The following is a 20,653-nucleotide window of genomic DNA, read 5'->3' on the forward strand; positions in this document are numbered from 1 at the left end:
GGGGGGCGATGGCGGTGGAGATGACGTGGGTGTCACCCGGCCGCCAGGCATCCATCCAGGCCCGCGCCTGGGGGGACAGCACGAACGGGTCGACGCTCTCCTGCCCCGGGTCGCGTGGCCCGCCCGGTGCGGTGAAGGACGCCTCGTCCCAGAACCCGAGCTCGGCGCCCGGCTCGTGCTCCCGCCCGCTGGTGGTGACCGGCGGCTTCGGTGACCCCGTGGCCGCCGCCAGCGCCCGCAGGGTCTGGATGTCGGTGGTGACGGTGACGTGGGGCCGGATGCGGGCGCCCTTGCCCTGCTCCCCGGCATCGAGAGACTGGCGCGCCAGCGACGTCAGCGCCGCGGCCCGCCGCTGGGCCGGGGTCCGTTCATCGCCTGTGGCCTTGCGGCCCATGTGCGCGCGCAGGGCGGTGTCCACGGTCTGCCCGGACAGCTCGTCCAGCCACCCGGCGAGGTGGTAGCCGTCCAGCGTGCGCGAGAGCGTCAGCTGCTCCTTGGCCCCCTCCTCCCGCCAGCCCCGGTCGGCGGCCTCCGGGTCGGCCATGATCGCCCAGCTGTCCACGACCTTGGCGAAGGACCCCGCATCCATCCGCTGAGCCTGCTCCACGAGGAACGCCTCACCGAGCTCCTCGTCGGACAGCTGCGCCCGCTGCCGGTTGGTGGTGATCGCCCCACGGACGAGCACAGCGACGTGCTCCTCGCTCAGGCGCCCCTCCTGCAGGGCCGTGCGCGTCAGCGGCAGCAGGTCCCGCAGCGCACGCGCCTGACGCACCTGCCGGGAAGCACCCTGCACGGTGCCATCGGTCTGGGTGCGTAACCAGGCGGCGAAGGTCCGCTGCCCGTCCAGCGCCCACAGCCCGTTCGCCTCGATCACGGCCAGGACCTGCGCCTGTGCTCCGGTCAGGACCCGCTCCAGCTGGACCAGCACGCCCAGGGCCTCGTGGAGGCGGTAGCCCTCGACCTCGTGCCAGCTCCTCCCCGCGAGGCCGCTCGCCGCAGCGAGCAAGGCACTCAGCGTCTCGACCGGGTCGCGCCCGGGGGCGGACGCTGCGCCGTCGACCACCTCCACGGCCACGGTCCCCACCCCCTCAAGCCTCCGATGTGCTGCTGGTCACATCGTCTCAGCGACCACTGACATCCGGGACGAGCGCTGCGCCGAAGACGTCTCCGCCACCTCGCCCACCTCCCACATGCCCTCGATGTGCTGCTGGTCACATCGTCCCAGCGACCACTGACATCCGACGGAGAGCCTGGGGATGCCCCTCGCGTAGGGTGCCTCGCGTGTCGACCGATGCCGTGCGCGAGGCCTACTCCGCCCGTGCGGCCGAGTACACGGACGCCGTCGGGATGATCGAGCACGCGGTGCAGCGGGACAGGGACTACCTTCTCGCCTGGGCGCGCGGCGTCGAGGGCAGGATCCTCGACGTCGGCTGCGGGCCCGGTCAGTGGACGAGCTACCTCCACGACCGGGGCGTCGACATCGAGGGCGTCGACCCGGTGGCGGCCTTCGTCGCGGACGCCCGCACCCGCTACCCCGACGCCCGCTACCGGACCGGTCGGGCGGAGGACCTCGGCGTCGCCGCCGGGAGCCTCGGCGGCGTCCTCGCCTGGTTCTCACTCATCCACACCGACCCGCGCCTCATCGACGTGCCGCTCGCCGAGCTCGCCCGCTGCCTCCGCGCGGGCGGGAGCCTCGCCGTCGGCTTCTTCGTCGGCCCCGACCGCGAGCCCTTCGACCACGCGGTCACGACGGCGTACACCTGGTCCGTGGACGGGCTCACCGTGCACCTGGGACGCGCCGGCTTCACGGTCGAGGACGCGCAGGTCCACGCGGTCCCGGGCGCGCGAACCGTGGGCGTGCTCGTCGCCCGACGCTGAGGGCTCCTGCCGGGCGGGCGCGCGGCCGTGGCCGTGCCAGCCCGCGCTCACCGCCAGCCGAGCGCCGGGGCGAGGTGGGTGAGGACGCTCTCGATGACGTGCGCGTTGTAGTCGACACCCAGCTGGTTCGGCACGGTGAGGAGCACGGTGTCCGCCGCAGCGATCGCCTCGTCCTCGGCCAGCTCCTTGACCAGCGCGTCCGGCTCACCGGCGTAGGACTTGCCGAAGCGCGCGAGCCCGCCCTCCAGGTGTCCCACCTGGTCGGTGGAGTGGGTGTCCCGCCAGAAGAGCTGACGGTCGAGGTCGGTGACGAGCGGGAAGATCGAGCGGCTCACCGACACTCGCGGCTCCCACGCGTGCCCGGCGGCCGCCCACGCGTCGCGGTACCGCTGGATCTGCTCGGCCTGGAGCTGGTGGAAGGGCACACCGGTGTCCTCGGTGAGGAGGGTCGAGCTCATGAGGTTCATCCCCTGCTGCGCGGTCCACTCGGCGGTGGCGCGTGAGCCGGCCCCCCACCAGATCCGACGGCGCAGGCCGGGGGAGTGCGGCTCGACACGGAGCAGGCCGGGCGGGTTGGGGAACATCGGGCGCGGGTTGGGCTCGGCGAAGCCCTCGCCGTCGAGCACCTCGAGGAAGCGGAGCGTGTGGGAGCGGGCCATGTCGGCGTCGGAGGTGCCGTCGTCGGGCACGTGACCGAAGTGCTCGTAGCCGCGGACCACCTGCTCGGGTGAGCCGCGGCTGATGCCGAGCTGCAGGCGGCCGCCGGAGATGAGGTCGGCGGCGCCGGCGTCCTCGGCCATGTAGAGCGGGTTCTCGTAGCGCATGTCGATGACGCCGGTGCCGATCTCGATGCGGCTCGTGCGGGCCCCGACGGCGGCGAGGAGCGGGAACGGCGAGGCCAGCTGGCGGGCGAAGTGGTGGACGCGGAAGTACGCGCCGTCGGCCCCGAGCTCCTCGGCGGCGACGGCGAGGTCGATCGACTGCAGCAGCGCGTCGGAGGCCGAGCGCACCATGGACTGCGGCGAGGGCGTCCAGTGGCCGAAGGACAGGAATCCGATGTTCTTCATGGCCGGGACAACGCCGGCGGGGCCGGCCTATTCCACGAGCCGCCGAGTGTTCACGAGGACGCCAAGATCCGTTCATCGGGAGGTCGTCTGCGCTGCCTACGGTCACCAGGCCCCCGTCGTGCTCGCCGTCCGAAGGCGCGCCCCCGAACCTGGAGCTGTCCAGCATGCACCTCCGCACGCTCGTCCGCCGACTCCTCAGCGTCATGCTCGTCTCGGCATTCGCCCTCACTCTCGTCCTGCCGGTGGCCAGTGCCGCCGAGCCCCTCGCGGAGATCGCCGGCTCGGGAACCGAGGAGGATCCCTTCCTCATCACCTCCTCGACCGACCTGTTCGCGGTCACCGCGGCCATCAACGCGCACGCCGAGTACGGCGCCCACCACTACCGTCTGGCCGCCGACATCGACCTCGACGGCGCCTCCTTCCCGGGCATCGACCGCTTCACGGGCGTGCTCGACGGTGCGGGCCACCGGATCGCGGACCTCACCTACGGACAGGGCGCGGACGGCAACCGCGGCCTCATCCGGATGCTCGACGGCGGCACGGTGCGGGACCTGACCATCGACGGCCTCACCGTCCACGTCGAGGAGCAGCTGCGCGTCGCCGGCATCGCTGTCGAGGCGCGCAACGGCGCCGTCATCGAGGGCAGCGCCGTCGTCAACGCGGACCTCAGCACGGGGCAGCAGTACGTCGCAGCCTTCGTCAACGACGCACGCGAGGGCGTGACCGTCCGGGACAACTGGGCGCACGGCTCCTTCACCAGCGAGCGCTACCCGAGCGCCGTCGTCGGGTACGCGCGGTACGACGTCGTCCTCGAACGCAACCTCGTCGACGCGGTCGTCACCGCCACCGGCAACCAGGCCGTGGGCGGGATGGTCCTCGGCTACACGGGCGCGTACTCCAAGGAGAACGCCGAGAGCCACATCCGCCACAACGTGCTGCTCGACGGCGCCGTCACCTGGCACGACGGCAAGGACCGGCTGGCCTCCGGCCGTGTCCTCGGGCACGTCCGCAGCCCGGGCTATGTGCTCGAGGACAACCTCGCGAACGAGACCATCACGGTCGGTGGCGATCGCCCGGAGGCGCCCGGCGAGGGTGACAAGCACGGCACGGACACCGCCCCGCAGCTCCTCGCCCAGCAGCAGACGTACACCGACCTGGGTTGGGACCTCGAGCAGGTCTGGCGCTGGGACGCCGAGCTCTCCCAGCCGGTCCCCGCCCGAGCGGCGCAGGACCTCGTCCTCGACGAGCTCCCGGTGCCCGTCGACCCCCGCCCGGAGCAGCCGGAGGAGCCCGTCGACCCCGGGGAGCCCGCACCCACACTCCCCGACATGGCGGGTGAGGGCACCGCGGACGCCCCCTTCCGGATCGCGACGGCCGCGGACCTCCGCACCGTCGCCGAGGCGATCAACGGCGACAACGCCCAGTACGGGGGCCTGCACTACGTCCTCGCGGCGAACATCGACTTCGCCGGCGGGACGTTCGCCGGCATCGACGAGTTCCGGGGCGTCCTCGACGGCGCCGGCCACAAGATCTTCAACATCACCTACGGTCCCGGCGCCCAGAGCGACGAGCGTGCCCTCTTCCGCAACCTCGTCGGCGCCACGGTCACGAACCTCACCCTCGACGGCGTCCGCGCCGCGGTCACCCAGGCCTCCCAGGTCGCGGGCATCACGATCAACGCCACCGGCGGCACGGTCATCGACGGCAACTCCGTCATCAACGCCGAGCTGAGCTCGGGCCACCAGTACGCCGCCGCGATCGCCGCCAACGCCCAGCGGGGCGTCACCGTGACGAACAACTGGGTCCAGGGCTCCTTCCGCAGCGCCCGGTACCCGGCCGCGGTGGTCGGCTACGGGCGCTACGACGTCGAGATCCGCAACAACCTCGTCGACGCCCACGTGACCGCGGGCGGGGCCCGTGCGCACGGCGGCATGCTGCTGTCCTACCAGGGCGCGTACAACGAGAACGCCCCGGGCCGGGTGAGCGAGAACGTCCTCCTCGGCGGCACGATCGGCTGGCGCGGGGCGAGCACCGTCGAGACCGGCCGCGTGCTCGGCATCTACCGCGACGAGGGCTTCGTCGTCGAGAACAACCTGGCCAACGAGACCATCACCGTGGGCGGTGAGCGGCCCGACTCTCCCGGGCCCGGCAACGAGCACGGCACCGACACGACCCCCGAGGCGCTCGCCCGGCAGCAGACCTACGAGGACCTCGGCTGGGACTTCGAGAAGCAGTGGCGCTGGGACGAGGGCCTCGGTCACCCGGTCCCGCACCGCGCCTTCCTCCTCGGCGAGGGCACCGGGTCCGTGCCCTTCGAGATCCGCACGCCCAGCGACCTGGAGTTCCTCGCCGAGCGCGTCAACGGCGGCGACCGGTCCCTGCTCGGTGGCAAGCACGTCGAGCTCCTCGACGACCTCGACCTCACCGGCCGCGAGCCCTTCGTCGGCATCGACACCTTCGACGGCGTCCTCGACGGCCGCGGCCACACGATCACCGGCCTCACCTACGGCCCGAGCGAGACCTCCGCCGCGCTCGGCATGGTCCGCGACCTGTCCGGCACCGTCCGCAACCTCACCCTCGACGGCGTGCGCGCCGACGGCGGTGACCGCACCGACCCCGTCTCCGGGCTCGCCGTCAACCTCGTCGGCACGGCGGACCGCAAGGCTCGCATCGAACGCGTCCAGCTCGTGGACACCGAGGTGACGGCACCCGCCGCCGACGTCGCGGGAGGCCTCGCCGCGACGGCGAGCAACGCCGTCGTCGTCCGCAGCACCGTCGACGTGGACGTCACCGCGGCGCATGCCGCGGGCGGCGTCCTCGGTACCCTCGGTGGCGGCGTCGACGTCACCCTCAACCTCGTCGAGTCCGCCGTCACCGTCCTCGCCGACGGAGGCGCCGGTACCGAGGGCGTGCACGCCGGGCTCGTCGGTGCGGTCCCCGGAACCGGCAGCACCGTGACCCGCAACGTCGCCCTCGACGGCGTCATCGAGTACACCGGCGCCGTCGACGGCTTCGCCGGCCGCATCGCCGGCTACACCGGCCACGAGGGCTGGACCGCGGAGGAGAACCTCGCCAACGTCGAGATCACCATCGGCGGCGGGACGGTGAGCGGCCCCGGCACGAAAAACCAGCACGGCACCGACGTGACCCCCTCGCAGCTCGCGGACAAGGCCACCTACGAGGCGCTCGGGTGGAACTTCACCGACGACTGGCGCTGGGATCCCGACGCCGGCCGCCCCCTCCTCAAGTACGTGCTCCCCGAGGAGTACCCCAACCGGATCACCACCACCTTCTACGGGGACCCGGCCACACAGCGCGCCTTCACCTGGTACCACTCCATCGCGACCGACGCCCCGGCGGTGCTGCTCAGCACCGACGATGGTCTGGCACCGGGCACGACACAGCTCGTCACCGCCACGCAGCACGGGAGCGCGCACGGGGAGACCGTCCACCAGGCCGTCGCGACGGGGCTCGAGCCGGGCACCACCTACTACTACCGGGTGGGTGACTCGGTCTCCGAGGTGTGGAGCGCCACCGGCACCTTCCGCACCGCGAGCGGCGAGGGGGACTTCACGTTCATCGACCTCACCGACACCCAGGCCAAGGCCTCCACCGAGGCCGAGCTCGCCGCGGGGACGATACGCAAGGCGCTCGCCGCGGTGCCCGAGGCCGAGTTCATGGTCCACAACGGCGACGTCGTCCAGGACGGCGACGTCGAGCAGGACTGGGTCGACATGCTCGGCGCGGCGCAGGGCAGCCTGCTCGCGACGACGATCGCCCCGGCCTCCGGCAACCACGACATGGCCGCGCAGGCCTTTGTCGACCACTTCATGCTCGAGCACCCGAACGAGCAGGACACGAGCACCGGCGCGTACTACTCCTACACCTACAACGGTGCCCACTTCATGGTCCTCAACACCAACGAGGACGCCGAGCAGGCGATCAGCGACGAGCAGCTCACCTGGCTCGAGCAGGACGCGACGGCAGCACGCGAGGCCGGCGCCACCTGGCTCGTCCTCACCATGCACAAGGGCGTCTACACCGCCGGCAACCACGCCGACGACTCCGACATCCTCGCGCTGCGTGACGTCCTCGTCCCGGTCGTCGACGAGCTCGAGATCGACCTCGTCCTCCAGGGCCACGACCACTACATGTCGCGCACGCAGGTCCTCGAGCACGACCCCGAGGGCGTCGAGGGCGCCGGCGTCGTCGAGACGACGACGATCACCGAGGTCGTCAACGGCCAGCGGATCGAGTACCACCTCGACCCCGAGGGCACGATCTACCTCATGCCCAACACCGCGGGCGCGAAGCACTACCAGCAGATCGACGAGACGGACCACTTCGACCTCGAGGCCTACCTCCGTCTCTTCGACCGGCTCGGCACCCCGCGCGCCGGGAACGTCGAGACCTTCACCTCCGTGGACGTCAGCGAGGAGCGGTTGACCGTCGAGGTCTTCCAGATCCGCGACGGCGGGGCACCCACGCGCGTCGAGGGCTTCGGCATCGACCGGCAGATCTCGCCGGTCGAGGAGGTCCTCGCGGCGCTCCCGGACCCGGCGGACGCCACGCTCGACGACGCGCCGGCCGTCGCCGCGGCCCGCGCCACCGTCGACGAGCTCACCCGTGACCAGCAGCGGGGGCTGACCGGCCTGGGCACGCTCACCGCACTCGAGCTGCGGATGCGGGAGCTCGCCGGTCTCGTCTCCACCGACGGCGACGTCGTCGCGTGGGCCGACCCGGACGCGACGGCACGGCAGGCGATCGAGGTCCGCAACGACACGCGGCGCGACTTCACCGACGCGCCCGTGCGCCTCACCATCGCCGACACCCCGGCCGTCGCGGCCGACGAGCTCACCCTCACGTCCGCGGACGGCGCCCCGCTGTCCCACGAGGTGGAGCACTGGGAGCCGGGCGCGGCCTCGACCGTCTGGGTGAGGGTGCCGCTGCTCGCCGCGGGGTCCACCACCTCGGTGTGGGCGTACTACGGCGGCGGGGACGCGACGAACGACCCGACCGACGTGTGGAGCGGCGGCTACGCCCTCGTCGAGCACTTCGCGCAGGACACCGCGGCGGGGGAGCAGCGCGTCGACTCCACCGGGCAGCACACCGGCACGCTCGTCGGTGCCGACCTCACCGCGACGCCGACCGACGGCGGCACCCGCGAGTCGCGCTTCGCCGGCTCACGTCTCCAGTACCCGGGTGACGTCGGTGGCGGCTTCGGCACCATCACCGTCAGCGGCGTCTACTCCTTCACCCCGGAGGACCTCACCGCGCTCGAGGGCGGCGACGGCGCGATCGTGGCCAAGCAGCGGGTCGGGGCGGACGCGGCGTTCTTCCACGGTGTCACGTCGGACGGCTCGGTCAAGGCGTACCGCGGCGGGTCCACCCCCACCGTCCAGGTCCCCGCCGACGGCAAGCCGCACCTGGTCACCCAGGTCTACGACGGCATGACCTCCGCCGTCTTCGTCGACGGCGTGGAGCAGTACCAGGGCCAGGACGAGCGCAGCTTCACCGCGTCCGACCACGGCGTCCTCACGACCATCGGGGACGTCGACTCCGGTGACGGCACCCTCGCCGCACCGTTCCACGGCTCCGTCGACGAGGTGCAGATCGCCGGCTTCGGCTTCCTGCCCGAGTTCGAGGCCTTCCGCTACGCCAACTACGTGGGCGACGCCGTCACCTACGGTGCGCTGGTCGAGCGCGGTGACGAGCCGCTGACCCTCGTCGTCGGCGGTCCTGCCGGGGGCACCGAGGTCGAGGCCGGACCGGTGACCTTCTCCGGGTCGCTCAGCGAGCGCGCCGTCGTCACGGCGGCGGTGGCCGGCCGCGAGGTGCTCTCCGAGACGGTCGACGCCGGGAGCTTCACCCTCGACGTGCCGGTCTTCGCGACCGGGAGCCAGAGCGTGACGCTGAGCGCGCGGAGCGTGACGGACGAGGACATGGCCTCGGTGCCCGTCGTCGTGGACGTCGACGTGACGGACACCGTCGCACCGGCCGCCCCGGCGGTCGAGGAGTCCGGCGTCGTGCCCGGTGCCACGGACGTGACGCTCACGGCCACGCCGCAGACGGAGCAGCCCGAGCCGACGGAGGCGACGTTCCACACGAACGAGACCGTTGCCGTCGGCGAGGAGAACGTCGTCGTGCGGACCGGGGTGACGGAGGAGCGGGTCCCGACCGCCCTCACCCCCGAGTCGGGCGAGGTGGCCGGTGAGCTGCTGCCCACCACCGTCGGTGAGGACGCGAACCCCTTCCAGATCTACGAGATCGCCCTCACCGAGGAGCAGGCCGCCGCGGAGGAGCTGCACCTCAGCTGGTCCGGCACCGGCGACGACCGCCGCGTCTCCGCCTGGGTCTACGACCACGGCGGCGGGCAGTGGCTGCTCAAGGACAGCGCCCACGACGCCGACGGCGGGACGGTCGCCCTGGACGTCACCGCTCGGGCGGAGGAGAACGTCGTGGACGAGGACGGCGCCGTGCACCTCCTCGTGTGGCGCGGGCTGGTCGAGGAGCCCTGGGGGGAGGGCCGCGTCCACGAGCAGTACCCCGACGGCGCGGACTTCGACTGGGCCTTCAACCACATCCCCGACACCCAGCTCTACGCCGAGGCGACCCCGTGGATGATGCTCGACATCTTCGAGCACCTCGTGTCGAACGCGGAGGAGCGGAAGACCGAGCTCGTGCTCCACGCCGGTGACTGGGTCAACCGCGAGTACCTGGACGACGAGTACCAGTGGTCGTCGACGATCCGCGGCGCCGAGCTGCTCGAGGAGGCGGGGCTCCCGTACATGGTGTCGTGGGGCAACCACGACTACTCGCTGGAGCGCAACGGGCGGCTCATGCTGCAGAAGTACTTCCCGATGTCCCGCTTCGAGCAGAGCGTCGCGGGCACCCCTTTCGAGTTCGGGGACAGCCACGACATCGACAACTTCTACTACACGGCCGACATCGACGGCGCGGACCTGCTCTTCCTCGCCGTCGGGTTCTGGTCGGCGGAGGACGACGACGCACCGGGCCTCGCCTGGGCGCAGGACGTCATCGAGGCACACCCGGACCACACGATCATCCTCGCGACGCACCACCACCTCGTCGCGCGGTTCCCCGACGCGCCCTTCTCCAACGAGCGCATCAACGACCTGCTCGTGGACCCGTACCCGAACGTCGTCCTCACGCTCAGCGGCCACAACTCCGGCAGCTTCGTCACGGCGCGGGAGACGGACCACGGCAGCCAGTCCTACGGCATCCTCACCGACTACCAGACGCGTCCGTGGGGTGGGCACGAGTTCTACAAGAACATCAGTGTCGACGCCGAGAACGGGCTGCTGTACGTCAACACGTACTCGCCGTGGCTGGACACGTGGATCTCCGACGGGCGCTGGCACTCGCCGATCTCCGAGGACAAGGTGCCGGGCTTCCACGGGGACGACTCGGAGAACTTCGTCCTCGAGCTCGACCTCGGTGGGGAGCAGCGCCGGACGCTCGTCGCCTCCGGACTCACCCTCGCGGTGGGCGTGCCGACCCAGGTGGGGGCGCCGGTGCCGGTGGTCGGCGCCGAGCCGGCCTCGGTAACCCTCACCGGCATCGAGCCGGGGACGACGTACGAGTGGTACGTCGACCTCGCCGACGCGGGCGGCAACGTCACCCGGAGCGTGACGAACCAGTTCGTGGTCCCGGTCGAGGACGAGGAGCCCACGGAGGAGCCGACGGACCCGAGCGAGCCGGAGGAGCCGACCGAGGAGCCGACGGACCCGAGCGAGCCGGAGGAGCCGGGCCAGCCGCAGCCGGACCGTCGCACCGCGGAGTTCCACCTGTCCAACAGCTGGACCGGGTCCACGGACGTGCGCTTCGCCTACGGCCGTTGGGTCGATGAGGTGCTCATCGGTGACTGGGACGGCAACGGTACGGACACGATCGCGGTGCGCCGCGGGAACGTGTTCCACGTGTCCAACGCCCAGCAGGGCGGGGACGTGGACGTGGTCCTCACCTACGGCCGGCCCGGTGACGTCATCCTCGTGGGTGACTGGAACGGGGACGGCACGGACACCTTCGCGGTGCGCCGCGGCAACGAGTACCACGTGAAGAACTCCCTGCGTGGCGGGGACGCCGACTCGGTGTTCCGTTACGGCCGCGAGGGCGACACGGTGCTCGTGGGTGACTGGAACGGGGACGGGACGGACACCTTCGCGGTGCGCCGGGCCGCCACGTACCACGTGAAGAACTCCCTGCGTGGCGGGGACGCCGACACGGTGTTCACCTACGGCCGGGCCGGTGACGTCACCCTGGCGGGTGACTGGGACGGCAACGGGACCGACACCCTGGCGATCCAGCGCGGCCGGGTCTACCACGTGAACAACTCCCTGCGTGGCGGGGACGCGGACCGCGTGCTGACCTTCGGACGCCTGGGCGACGAGGTGTACGTGGGCGACTGGGACGGCAACGGCACCGACACCCTCGGTGTGCGCCGGCCCGTCGGCCAGGCACCCGCCGCGGCCACGGCCGCCAAGGCGGTGGGGTCCGCCGCCAAGGTGAGCTGACACCTGCGAGAGGGCCCGCAGCCGACCACGGCTGCGGGCCCTCGTCGTCCTCGCGCTCCTGAAAGAACGACACCCCGACGAGTTCCGCCGGCGCCGCCGGTCGACACCGGCATGAGCGAGATCGTGGTGCAGGCGTACATCACCCTCGACGGCGTCGTGCAGGGCGGCGGCGGACCGCACGAGGACGACGACGGCGGGTTCCCGCACGGCGGGTGGGCGGCCGACTACGACGCCGCGCACGGCGGGGACGACGACGGCAACCTCGTGGCGGAGTGGGAGTCGAGGACGGACGCGCTGCTCCTCGGGCGCCGGACCTACGAGATCTTCGCCCGTTCGTGGGGGGTGTGGGACGAGAGCGCCGACGGCTTCACCGGTGAGCTCACCCGGCGGTACAACCGGGTGCCGAAGTACGTGGCCTCACGCACGCTCACCGGGCTGAGCTGGGTGAACTCCCACCTTCTGGGGCCGGACCTCGTCGGCGACGTCCGTCGCATCCGGGAGCAGCCCGGCCGGGAGGTGCGCGTGTGGGGCAGCACCGAGCTGGTCCGCACGCTGGGGGAGCACGACCTCGTCGACGAGTACCGCCTCGCGGTCTACCCGGTGGTGCTCGGCACCGGCAAACGGTTGTTCACGGCCGGCTTCACGCCGTCGACCTTCGTGCTCGCCGAGACGTGGCCGCTGTCGTCCGGGGTCGTGGTGAGCCGCTACCGCCGTCGGGACCGCGCCTGAGCCTGCGCCCGAGGTGCCCGCCCGGCGGGGCCGACCTACCCTGCGACAAGGCAACGACGCACACACAGGAGGGCACTTCCATGAGCCAGACCCCAGGCGCCGAGCAGGACGTCGTCGACTTCCTCACCAACGACCACGCGCTGATGATCGCGCTGCTCGAGACGATCCAGGAGACCGCCGACCCCAAGGAGCGCCGTGACCTCGCGGACACGCTCATCGCGGAGGTCATGCGGCACGCCGTCGCCGAGGAGATGCACGTCTACCCGGCGGTCGAGAAGCACGTGCCGAACGGCAAGGAGGAGGTCGAGCACGACAAGAAGGAGCACGACGAGCTCGTCGACGTCATGAAGCGCATCGAGGACCTCGACTCCGCGGACCCCCGCTTCCTGCAGGAGGTGCGCGAGATGCACGGCATGCTCAAGCACCACGCCAACGACGAGGAGACCGACCAGTTCCCCAAGCTCCGCCAGCACATCCCGCGGGAGGAGCTCGTCGAGCTGCGCGAGAAGGTCGAGGCGGCGATGAAGGCCGCGCCCACCCGGCCCCACCCCAGCGCCCCGCACTCCGAGCTCTTCCACAAGACCCTCGGCCCCGGCGTCGGCTTCATCGACCGGCTGCGCGACAAGCTCTCCGGCCGCACCACCGACGCCTGACCCACCGAGTTCCTGCCCATCGTCGCGGCGCGAGAACGGACCGGAGGCTACCCCGCCAGCTGCGCGGTGATCTCGGCGGCGGTCGGTGACGTCGCCGGGCCGGGGCGGGTCACCGCGATGCCCGCGGCGACGTTGGCCCTGGCGACGGCCTCCTCCAGGGGCGTGCCGGCGCAGAGGCCGGCACACAGCACACCGGTGTGGGCGTCGCCGGCGCCGTTCGTGTCGACGGCGGTGACGGTGATGCCGGGCACGAGCGCCGGGCGCCCGCCAGGCCGGGCGACCCAGCAGCCCTGCGGTCCCACGCGCACCAGCACGACCGTCCCCAGCCGCTCGGCGAGCCGTCCCGCGAGCTTCTCGGGGGCCAGCTCCGGGACCTGGCCGAGCACCCGCTCGGCCAGTACCCGCGCCTCCCGCTCGTTCACCGTCCAGAGCGTCGCGCCGTCGAGCAGCGTCTGCAGCGCCTGGGCGGGGACGTCACCGATGATCGGGGAGGCGTCGACGACGATCTCACCCGCCCCGGCCAGCCGCGGCAGTGCACGGGCGAGCATCGCGGCGTTGGCCGGGTGGTGGAGGGAGTAGCCGCTGACGTAGATGACGTCGCCGGCGGTGACGACGACGTCGTCGAGCGCGTCGACGGGGACGTGCCCCTCGGCACCGACGGTCGAGACGAAGGTGCGCTCGGCGTCGTCGTCGGTGAGCGCGACGCAGAAACCCGTGTCGAGGGCGGGGTGCTCGGGCAGGAGCACCTCGACGCCCTCCGCCCGCAACGAGCCGCGGACGAGGTCCCCGAGCGGTCCGGTGCCGTGCCCGCCGACGTAGACCACCGGTGCCCCCTCACGGCGGGCGGCGGCCATGACGTTGAACCCGCCACCGACGAGGAGGGCGGAGTCGCTGGCGAAGACGTCGGAGCCGGGGGCCGGGACGGAGGCGACCCGCATGACGACGTCGACGATCGCCTGGCCGGTGTGGACGACGCGGCCGGTCATCGCGCCGTCACCGAGGGGTCGCGGTGACCGGCGCGGGCGCCGCCGAGCACGGCGTACAGCCCGGCCGAGAGCACGAGCGTGGCCACCCAAGCCAGGCCGTTGGAACCGATCCAGGTGTCGGCGAGCGCGCCGGTGAACCACACCTCGCTCTCGCTGACCCGCGCGGTGGTGAAGAGGAAGCCAGCGACGATCGCCACGGCCCATGCCACCGTGGAACGCCACTCGAAGCCACCCCGGAACCAGTAGCCCGACGAGCGGGTGAGGTCCATGAGCGAGTCCGGGTCGTAGCTGCGCCGGCCGAGCATGTCGACGACGAACACACCCACCCACGCGGTGATCGGGACCGCGAGCAGGGAGATGAACGTGATGAACGGGCCGTAGAAGCTCTCCGAGATGAGCATGAAGTAGATGGCACCGAGGGTGGTGACGACGACGTCGAGGATGACGGCGTTGACGCGCTTGATGCGGATGCCGAGCGTGAGCGTCGTGAGCCCGGCGGAGTACACCGAGAGGTGGTTGGACAGCAGCAGGCCGCCGAAGGCGGTGACGAGGTACGGGATCGCGACCCAGGCTGGCAGCACGCCGCGCACGGCTGCGACGGGGTCACCCGCGCTCGCCAGGCCGCTGTCACCGGCGCCGAGGATGGCGCCGAGACCGATGATGATGACGAGCGGGATGCCCGCGCCCGCGGAGGCGGACAGCACGAGCGAGCCGGCCTTCGCGCGCGCCGACTGGTAGCGCGCCATGTCCGCGCCGGCGTTCGCCCAGCCGATACCCGTGCCAGCGGCGATGGTGCCGATGCCGATGACCACCGCCGAGACCGGGCCGGCGGGGGCGGAGGTCACCAGGGCCCAGTCCACGGTGGTGACGAGGTAGGCGGCGACGAAGATGTTCAGCGCCCCGAAGATCCACGTCGCCCACTTCTGCACGGTGACGAGGAAGGCGTGGCCCATGCCGGACACGGCGACGGTGCACACGACGAAGATCGCGATGCACACGAGGGCGAGGACGGGCACCTGCTTGGCGTCCGGGTTCGTGCCGAAGAGCAGCGCGAAGAGCGAGAGCAGCGCGAAGGCGCCGGTCGTCGTGTTCACCGTCTCCCAGCCGAGCCGCGACCCCAGGGAGACGAGGGTGGGGCCGATGTTCCCCCGCACCCCGAAGATCGCCCGGGACAGGGTGAGGCTCGGGGCGCCGCCGCGCCGTCCGGCGATGGAGATGACGCCGACGATCGCGAAGGACCCGAAGGCCCCGACGACGGCGGCGATAAGCGCCTGCCAGATGTTCAGCCCCAGCGCCACGAGCGTGACGCCGAGGGGGATGCCGAGGATCGAGAGGTTGGCGGCGAACCACACCCAGAACAGCTCGAGCGGGTTGCCCTGCTGCTCGGACGGTGGGACCGGTTCGATGCCGCGCTGCTCGTACTTGGACAGGATCACGTCCTGCGCCTGCTCGGTCGCGGTCGGCTGGGCGGCGGGCTGCGTGGGCATGGTGCACCCTTCGTTGGATGGGATGAGCGGGGGAGTCTGGGCCGTCAGGGGGCGACGGCGTGAGCCCGGGCGCCGCGGAGGTCGAGGAGCTCGGTGGTGGTCCGGGCGAGGTCGATGCCGGAGACGTCGACGACGGTCTGCACGGCGGTGGCGGGGAACGCGGCGTCACCGACGTGGGCGCCGAGCATGGCGCCGGCCATCGCGGCGACGGTGTCGGTGTCCCCACCGATGGTCGCCGCGAAGCACAGCCCGTCGAAGGGCTCGTGGCGGAAGTGCTGGGTGATGAGCAGGGCGCTGACGACGGACTCCTGGGACTGGACGGAGGTGCCGACGACGTCGCTGAGGAAGTCGGCGAGCTCCGCCGTCGTCATCGTCCGCGCCTGGCGCATCGCCCACTCGGCCCGCGCCGGGATCGACGCGCCGGCGACCCAGCGGCCGAGGTGCTCGGCCCGCCGCCCCAGGGCCAGGCCGAGGTCGATGGCCTCGCGGAGGCTCGCGCCGTCGATGCCGGCGGACACGGCTCCGGCGACGGTCGCGGCCGCGGAGAGCCCCAGCCCGGTGTTGTGCGTGACGAAGCTGAGGTCGTGGACGGCCGTGAGGAGGGCGTCAGGGTCGCTCGAGGAGACCGCGACACCGACGGGCGTCACGCGCATGGCGGCGCCGTTGGTCGTCCCGCCCGAGCCGGCCTCGGCCGGGTCGCCGCCGGCGGCGATGGCGGAGATCGCGGCCGAGGTCGACGGGCCGAGGAGGTCGAGGGAGCCCTTGTCGCGCATGCGCCGCTCCCAGGCCATGAGGGCGTCGGCGAAGGCGCGCGCGTCGACCCGGCCGTCACCGTCGACGAGGAGCCGGGCGACGAGCAGCGCCTGCTCGGTGTCGTCGGTGATCGACCCGGCGGGCATGCCGGGAGCGATCGGCTGGTCGGGCGGTCCGGGGAGGAGTCCGGTGATCGGCCCGAGCTCGCGCGCGATGCGCTCCCGGGACATCGACTGGGTCGGCATACCGAGGGCGTCGCCGAGCGCGAGGCCGGTCAGTGCGCCGAGGGCGCGGGCGCGGACGTCCGTCATGCGGGCTCCCCGAAGGTGAGGTGGAGGCTGAAGTGGGCGGGGTCGAGGAAGGACTCGACGTGCTCGACGAGCTCACCGCTCCTCGCGTAGGAGGTGCGGGTGGTGTGGAGGAACGGGGTGCCGGGCTCGTGCTCGAGGACGGCGGCGACCTCCGGGCTCGTGGCCACGACCCGCACGTCCTGGGTGCCGTGGTCGGGCGCGAGTCCCGCGGCCCGCAGCGTGGCGGTGAGGGAGTCGTCGACCAGGCCGGTCGTCGGCAGCTCGCGCAGCGGTCCGGTCGCGGGGACGGTCGCGCGCTCGTAGGAGACGGGCCGGCCCGCGAGGAGGCGGCGGCGGCTGACGACGACGACGTCGCGGCCGTCCAGCTCGGCCGGGAGTGAAGCCTGCTGCTCGAGGGTGATGGCGAGGATCTCGGTGGTCACCTCGGCGCCGGCGGCGGTGAGCGCGCGCGCCCACCCGGCGTCGGCGTCCAGCGGCTGGCCGTCGAAGGTGACGAAGGAGCCGACGCCCGCGCGGGTGGCGATCAGCTCGAGCCGCTGGAGGTCCTGGAGCGCCTGGCGGACGGTACCGCGGGAGACGCCGAACTCGGCGGCGATGGCGCTCTCGCTGCCGAGGCGCTGTCCGGCGCGGAGCTCACCGGCGCTGATGCGGTCGCGCAGCGTGTGCACGATGTGCTCACGTCGCGTCGACGCGACTGGGGGGCGGGGCATGTGGACATGTTCATACCTGTACAGCGGCAGTGTCAAGCGCGCTGTACCCGAGCGGTCGCGGAATGCGGAATCTGCCTGAAGCGGTGCCCTCGGTACCTCTGAAGCACTGGCCCCGGCGGCAGTGCGCCTGTGCATACGGTCGCGGCAGTGAGATCGATAATGAGAATGAGAATCGTTCCGCTATGGTGACGGGTGTCTACCCCCACGACGCGCTGACGCGCTGGAATGTTGAGAGATGCCCATGGCCCCGACGCCCGCTGGTACCCGCCGTCCTGTCGACCGCAGACGGTCGACCTCCCTGTTCGCCCTCCTCGCCCTCACCTTGGGCCTCGCGGCCCCCGCGGCCGCCGCCCAGCCGGCACAGACCGCCGTCACGCCGGCGGCCAGTGCGGTCGCTGACAAGTCCTACGACCGTGAGCTGTTCCTCGACTCCGGCCACGTCGACGCGTTCAACGTGACGCTCGTCGACGGGGTGCCGACGCTCAACCTCAAGGAGGACGTCACGGGCAGCCACGTCCAGCGTGCCCCGGAGGACGTCGAGCTCCACGTCAAGGAGGAGGCGAGAATCGACTTCCCCGCGGTGGCGGCCCTCCCCGAGGCGCTGCACGGCACCTCGGGCTACTACCTGCCGCTCTCGCAGGACTACAACCTGCTGTGGCCGGGCTGGGACAGTCTTGGGCTTGGTGGCAGCAGCTACGACGTGCCGGTGAAGATCCACGTCTCCGACGTCGAGGGTCCCGGTGAGGTGTTCCTGTGGTCCTCGGGCGCCTTCGGGAACCTCGTGCCGCTGCTCGACGGCGGCGACGTCCAGCTGCCGGGCACCATCACCCAGACCCTGCTCGCCCACGTCCACGCGAACTGGGTATTCACCGAACCGGGTGACTACTGGTTCACGGTGAGCGCCGAGGTCCTCGACGAGGCGACTGGCGAGATGGTCGGGACCAACAGCGCCCGCTACCTCTTCTCCGTCGGAGACTTCGACCGCGTGCCCGAGACCGTGACAGTCTCCGCGCCGGCGGCGGTGTACGCGACCGGTGACGTCGTCGAGCTGACCGCGGCGCAGTACCCCGACGTCGCCGACGTCGCCTGGTCCTGGCAGTCCGCCGTCCCCGGCGGGGAGTGGGCCACGGTCGAGGGCCAGACCACCAGCACCTACACCGGCACCGCCGACGTCGATGGCGAGCAGCTGCGCGCCGTCGTGACGGTGGGGGAGACCAGCGTCGTCTCCGAGCCCGTCGCACTCTCCGTCCAGGAACCCGAGCCCGAGCTGCCGACCACCCTCACGGTGGACGGCCTGGCCAACCCCTACGAGCAGGGCGCCACAGTCACCCTCGCGGCCACGCCCGACCTGATCGTCGAGGGCGCGACCTACCGCTGGGAGTCCTCCACCGACGACGGCGCGACCTGGTCCGCCGTCGAGGGGCAGACCGGTGCCATCTATGCCGGGACCGCCGACACCGACGGCGAGCAGCTGCGTGCGACCGTTGTCATCGACGGCACCGACGTCGTCACCTCCACGCCCGTGACCGTCGAGGTCACCCCTGCCCCAGAGCCGGAGCCCGAGCCGACCGACCCGGAGCCGAGCCCGGAGCCGACCGACCCGGAGCCGAGCCCGGAGCCCGGACAGTGCTGGGACACCCGGATCGACCGCGGCCACGTCGACGCGTTCTACCTCTCCATGGTCGACGGTGCCCCGACGCTCGCCCTCAAGGACGACACCGTCTCCCCGCACGAGATCCGACGTCCCGAGGACGTCGAGCTCCACGTCAAGGAGGCGGCCCGGGTCGAGCTGCCCGCCGTCGCCGCCATCCCGCCGCAGCTGCAGCGCGAGACGGTGCATCACCTGCCCCTGGCCCAGAACCAGGACCTCCTCTGGCCGGGCTGGGAGAGCCAGCCGCTCGCCGGTCACTACGACACGGTCGAGATCGACGTCAGCGAGGTCGACGGGCCCGGCGAGGTCCTTATGTGGACCAACGGCTCCTTCGGCCAGGTGGGCTCCCTGCTCGCCGACGGGGGGTACGCCCTGCCCGGCACCATCGAGCAGGACTTCCTCGCCCACGCCCACGCGAACTGGGCCTTCACCGAGCCGGGTGCCTACTACCTCACGGTGAGCGCGACGGTGTCGAGCTCGGGCGCCGAGCGCACGACGAACACCGGCCGATACCTCTTCACCGTCGGTGAGGACCTCCCCGCCGACTACCGCGACTGCGTCCAGGTCCCGACGACGGCCCCGCAGGCGCCGGCGGACGACGAGCTCACCCACGACAACCGCGGTGGCGTCACTCTCGACAGGGACCAGGTGCGTGCCGGCGAGCAGGTCGTCGTCTCCGCTCCGTCACTGGGCGACGGCTACGCCGCAGCGTTCCTCCACTCCGAGCCGGTCGCGGCCACCAACGGCTGGGTGCAGGCTGACGACGGCACGTTCGTCGCCACGATCCCCGCCTCCGCTGCGTTCGGCGCGCACCGGCTCTCCGTCGTCGACGCCGAGAACGAGCTCGTCGGCTGGGCCGGCGTCACGGTCCTCGCAGCAGCGGAGCCGACGCCCGACCCCGAACCGAGTCCGGACCCCGCGCCTACGCCCGACCCGGGCCCCGGCACCCCGAAGCCGCGGCCCACGCCCGGCCCCGCCACCCCGGGTGGGAACGGCACGGGCGGGGCGCCCCAGTGCTTCCCTGTCCCGGGAGTGACCGGGGGCTCCGGGCAGTCCACCAGTGGCCGGCAGACCGGTGGCAGCTCCGCGCCGGCGGACGTCACCTACGGCACCGAGGGCCACTTCGACTTCGGCCCCGCGGTCGTCAACGGGTCCTTCACCATGCAGGTGAAGGACGACCGCACCGCACCGCCGGTGTGGCGGGACCCGAGTGACGTCGTCTTCGTCCTCGACGACGAGCACGCCCGCCGCGAGGCGGACTCGGTCCCCGCGGAGCTCGCGTTCATCGCCCCTGAGGGACAGGACGTGTGGATGATCCAGCAGGTTCAGGAGCCCGGCGTGCCGTGGTTGGGCTTCAACACCCAGCACGAGACCGTCGTCAACGGTCCCGGCGCCGACGGCGTCGAGCTGAGGCTCGAGTCCGTCGAGGGGCCAGGTGAGCTCGCGGTGTTCCTCAACGGGACCTTCGGTGACCTCGTCGGCCAGCGCGTCGTCGACTCCGTCGGCGGCCCGACGACGTACACCATCCCGGCCAACACCCATCAGCACGGCAACTGGGTCTTCACCGAAGCGGGCGACTACGCGGTGACGTTCACGCTGAGCGCCGACGGCGAGAGCGTGACCGACACGCTCCGCTTCTCCGTGGGCCAGGACGACCCGTCGACCGCCGCGCCCACCGCCGCCACGACGACGACGGCCACCATGACGACGACGGGTGACGCCGCGTCCGACGAGGACGCGCCGCGACCCGGCTGGGGCGTCACCGCCTCCGGCGAGCCGTGCCGGCTCGCGCAGACGGGTGCGGACGTCGCACCGCTCGGCGCGGCACTGGCCAGCCTCGTCCTCGGCACGGTCGCGGTCCTCGTCTCGCGACGGATCCGTGCCCGCGCCTGAC

The 20,653-nt window shown here is 72.2% G+C and carries 11 protein-coding genes; 5 read left to right on the forward strand and 6 right to left on the reverse strand.

Annotated elements, in window-relative coordinates:
• Positions 1–1,075, reverse strand: a 1,075-nt coding sequence (locus GD632_RS07670; RefSeq protein ID WP_193311394.1) for a DUF222 domain-containing protein, incomplete at its 3' end; no start/stop codon positions are given.
• 206 nt (positions 1,076–1,281) lie between these two features.
• On the opposite strand from GD632_RS07670, the gene GD632_RS07675 reads away from it, so the two are divergent.
• Entirely contained in the window at positions 1,282–1,878 is a 597-nt protein-coding gene (locus tag GD632_RS07675; protein WP_152190610.1) for a class I SAM-dependent methyltransferase, read from the forward strand.
• A 47-nt stretch (positions 1,879–1,925) separates the two neighbouring features.
• Here GD632_RS07675 and GD632_RS07680 read toward each other — a convergent pair whose 3' ends face one another.
• On the reverse strand, positions 1,926–2,945 hold the full coding sequence (locus GD632_RS07680) for an LLM class flavin-dependent oxidoreductase (protein ID WP_152190612.1): 1,020 nt from the start codon (positions 2,943–2,945) through the stop codon (positions 1,926–1,928).
• A gap of 164 nt (positions 2,946–3,109) precedes the next feature.
• On the opposite strand from GD632_RS07680, the gene GD632_RS07685 reads away from it, so the two are divergent.
• From GD632_RS07685 to GD632_RS07695, 3 genes are all read left to right on the forward strand, one after another.
• Complete coding sequence (locus GD632_RS07685) at positions 3,110–11,479, forward strand: DUF2341 domain-containing protein (protein ID WP_152190614.1); 8,370 nt, start codon at positions 3,110–3,112, stop codon at positions 11,477–11,479.
• Between the two features lie 111 nt (positions 11,480–11,590).
• Positions 11,591–12,208, forward strand: a complete 618-nt coding sequence (locus tag GD632_RS07690; RefSeq protein WP_152190617.1) for a dihydrofolate reductase family protein — start codon at positions 11,591–11,593, stop codon at positions 12,206–12,208.
• Positions 12,209–12,288: 80 nt separating this feature from the next.
• Positions 12,289–12,861, forward strand: coding sequence for a hemerythrin domain-containing protein (locus GD632_RS07695; RefSeq protein WP_152190619.1), 573 nt, complete (start codon positions 12,289–12,291; stop codon positions 12,859–12,861).
• A gap of 47 nt (positions 12,862–12,908) precedes the next feature.
• On the opposite strand, the gene GD632_RS07700 is transcribed toward GD632_RS07695, so the two are convergent.
• From GD632_RS07700 to GD632_RS07715, 4 genes are read right to left on the reverse strand one after another with little or no spacing between them, the layout of a single operon-like run.
• Entirely contained in the window at positions 12,909–13,847 is a 939-nt protein-coding gene (locus GD632_RS07700; RefSeq protein ID WP_152190621.1) for a PfkB family carbohydrate kinase, read from the reverse strand.
• The gene (locus tag GD632_RS07705; RefSeq protein WP_152190623.1) at positions 13,844–15,334 is read right to left on the reverse strand and encodes a purine-cytosine permease family protein; all 1,491 of its coding nucleotides are present in this window, start codon (positions 15,332–15,334) and stop codon (positions 13,844–13,846) included. The genes GD632_RS07700 and GD632_RS07705 overlap by 4 nt, the downstream gene beginning before the upstream one ends.
• A 44-nt stretch (positions 15,335–15,378) precedes the next feature.
• Positions 15,379–16,398: an ADP-ribosylglycohydrolase family protein gene (locus tag GD632_RS07710; RefSeq protein ID WP_152190625.1), complete on the reverse strand. Its 1,020-nt coding sequence runs from the start codon at positions 16,396–16,398 to the stop codon at positions 15,379–15,381.
• Positions 16,395–17,108, reverse strand: a complete 714-nt coding sequence (locus tag GD632_RS07715) for a GntR family transcriptional regulator (protein WP_152190627.1) — start codon at positions 17,106–17,108, stop codon at positions 16,395–16,397. Before GD632_RS07715 ends, GD632_RS07710 begins: the two co-directional genes overlap by 4 nt.
• Before the next feature lie 241 nt (positions 17,109–17,349).
• Here GD632_RS07715 and GD632_RS07720 point away from each other — a divergent pair, with 241 nt between their 5' ends.
• On the forward strand, positions 17,350–20,652 hold the full coding sequence (locus GD632_RS07720) for a TIGR03773 family transporter-associated surface protein (RefSeq protein ID WP_193311395.1): 3,303 nt from the start codon (positions 17,350–17,352) through the stop codon (positions 20,650–20,652).
• Position 20,653 lies beyond the last annotated feature (1 nt).

It is taken from the genome of Georgenia satyanarayanai, assembly GCF_009193135.1.
GTDB classification, from domain to species: domain Bacteria; phylum Actinomycetota; class Actinomycetes; order Actinomycetales; family Actinomycetaceae; genus Oceanitalea; species Oceanitalea satyanarayanai.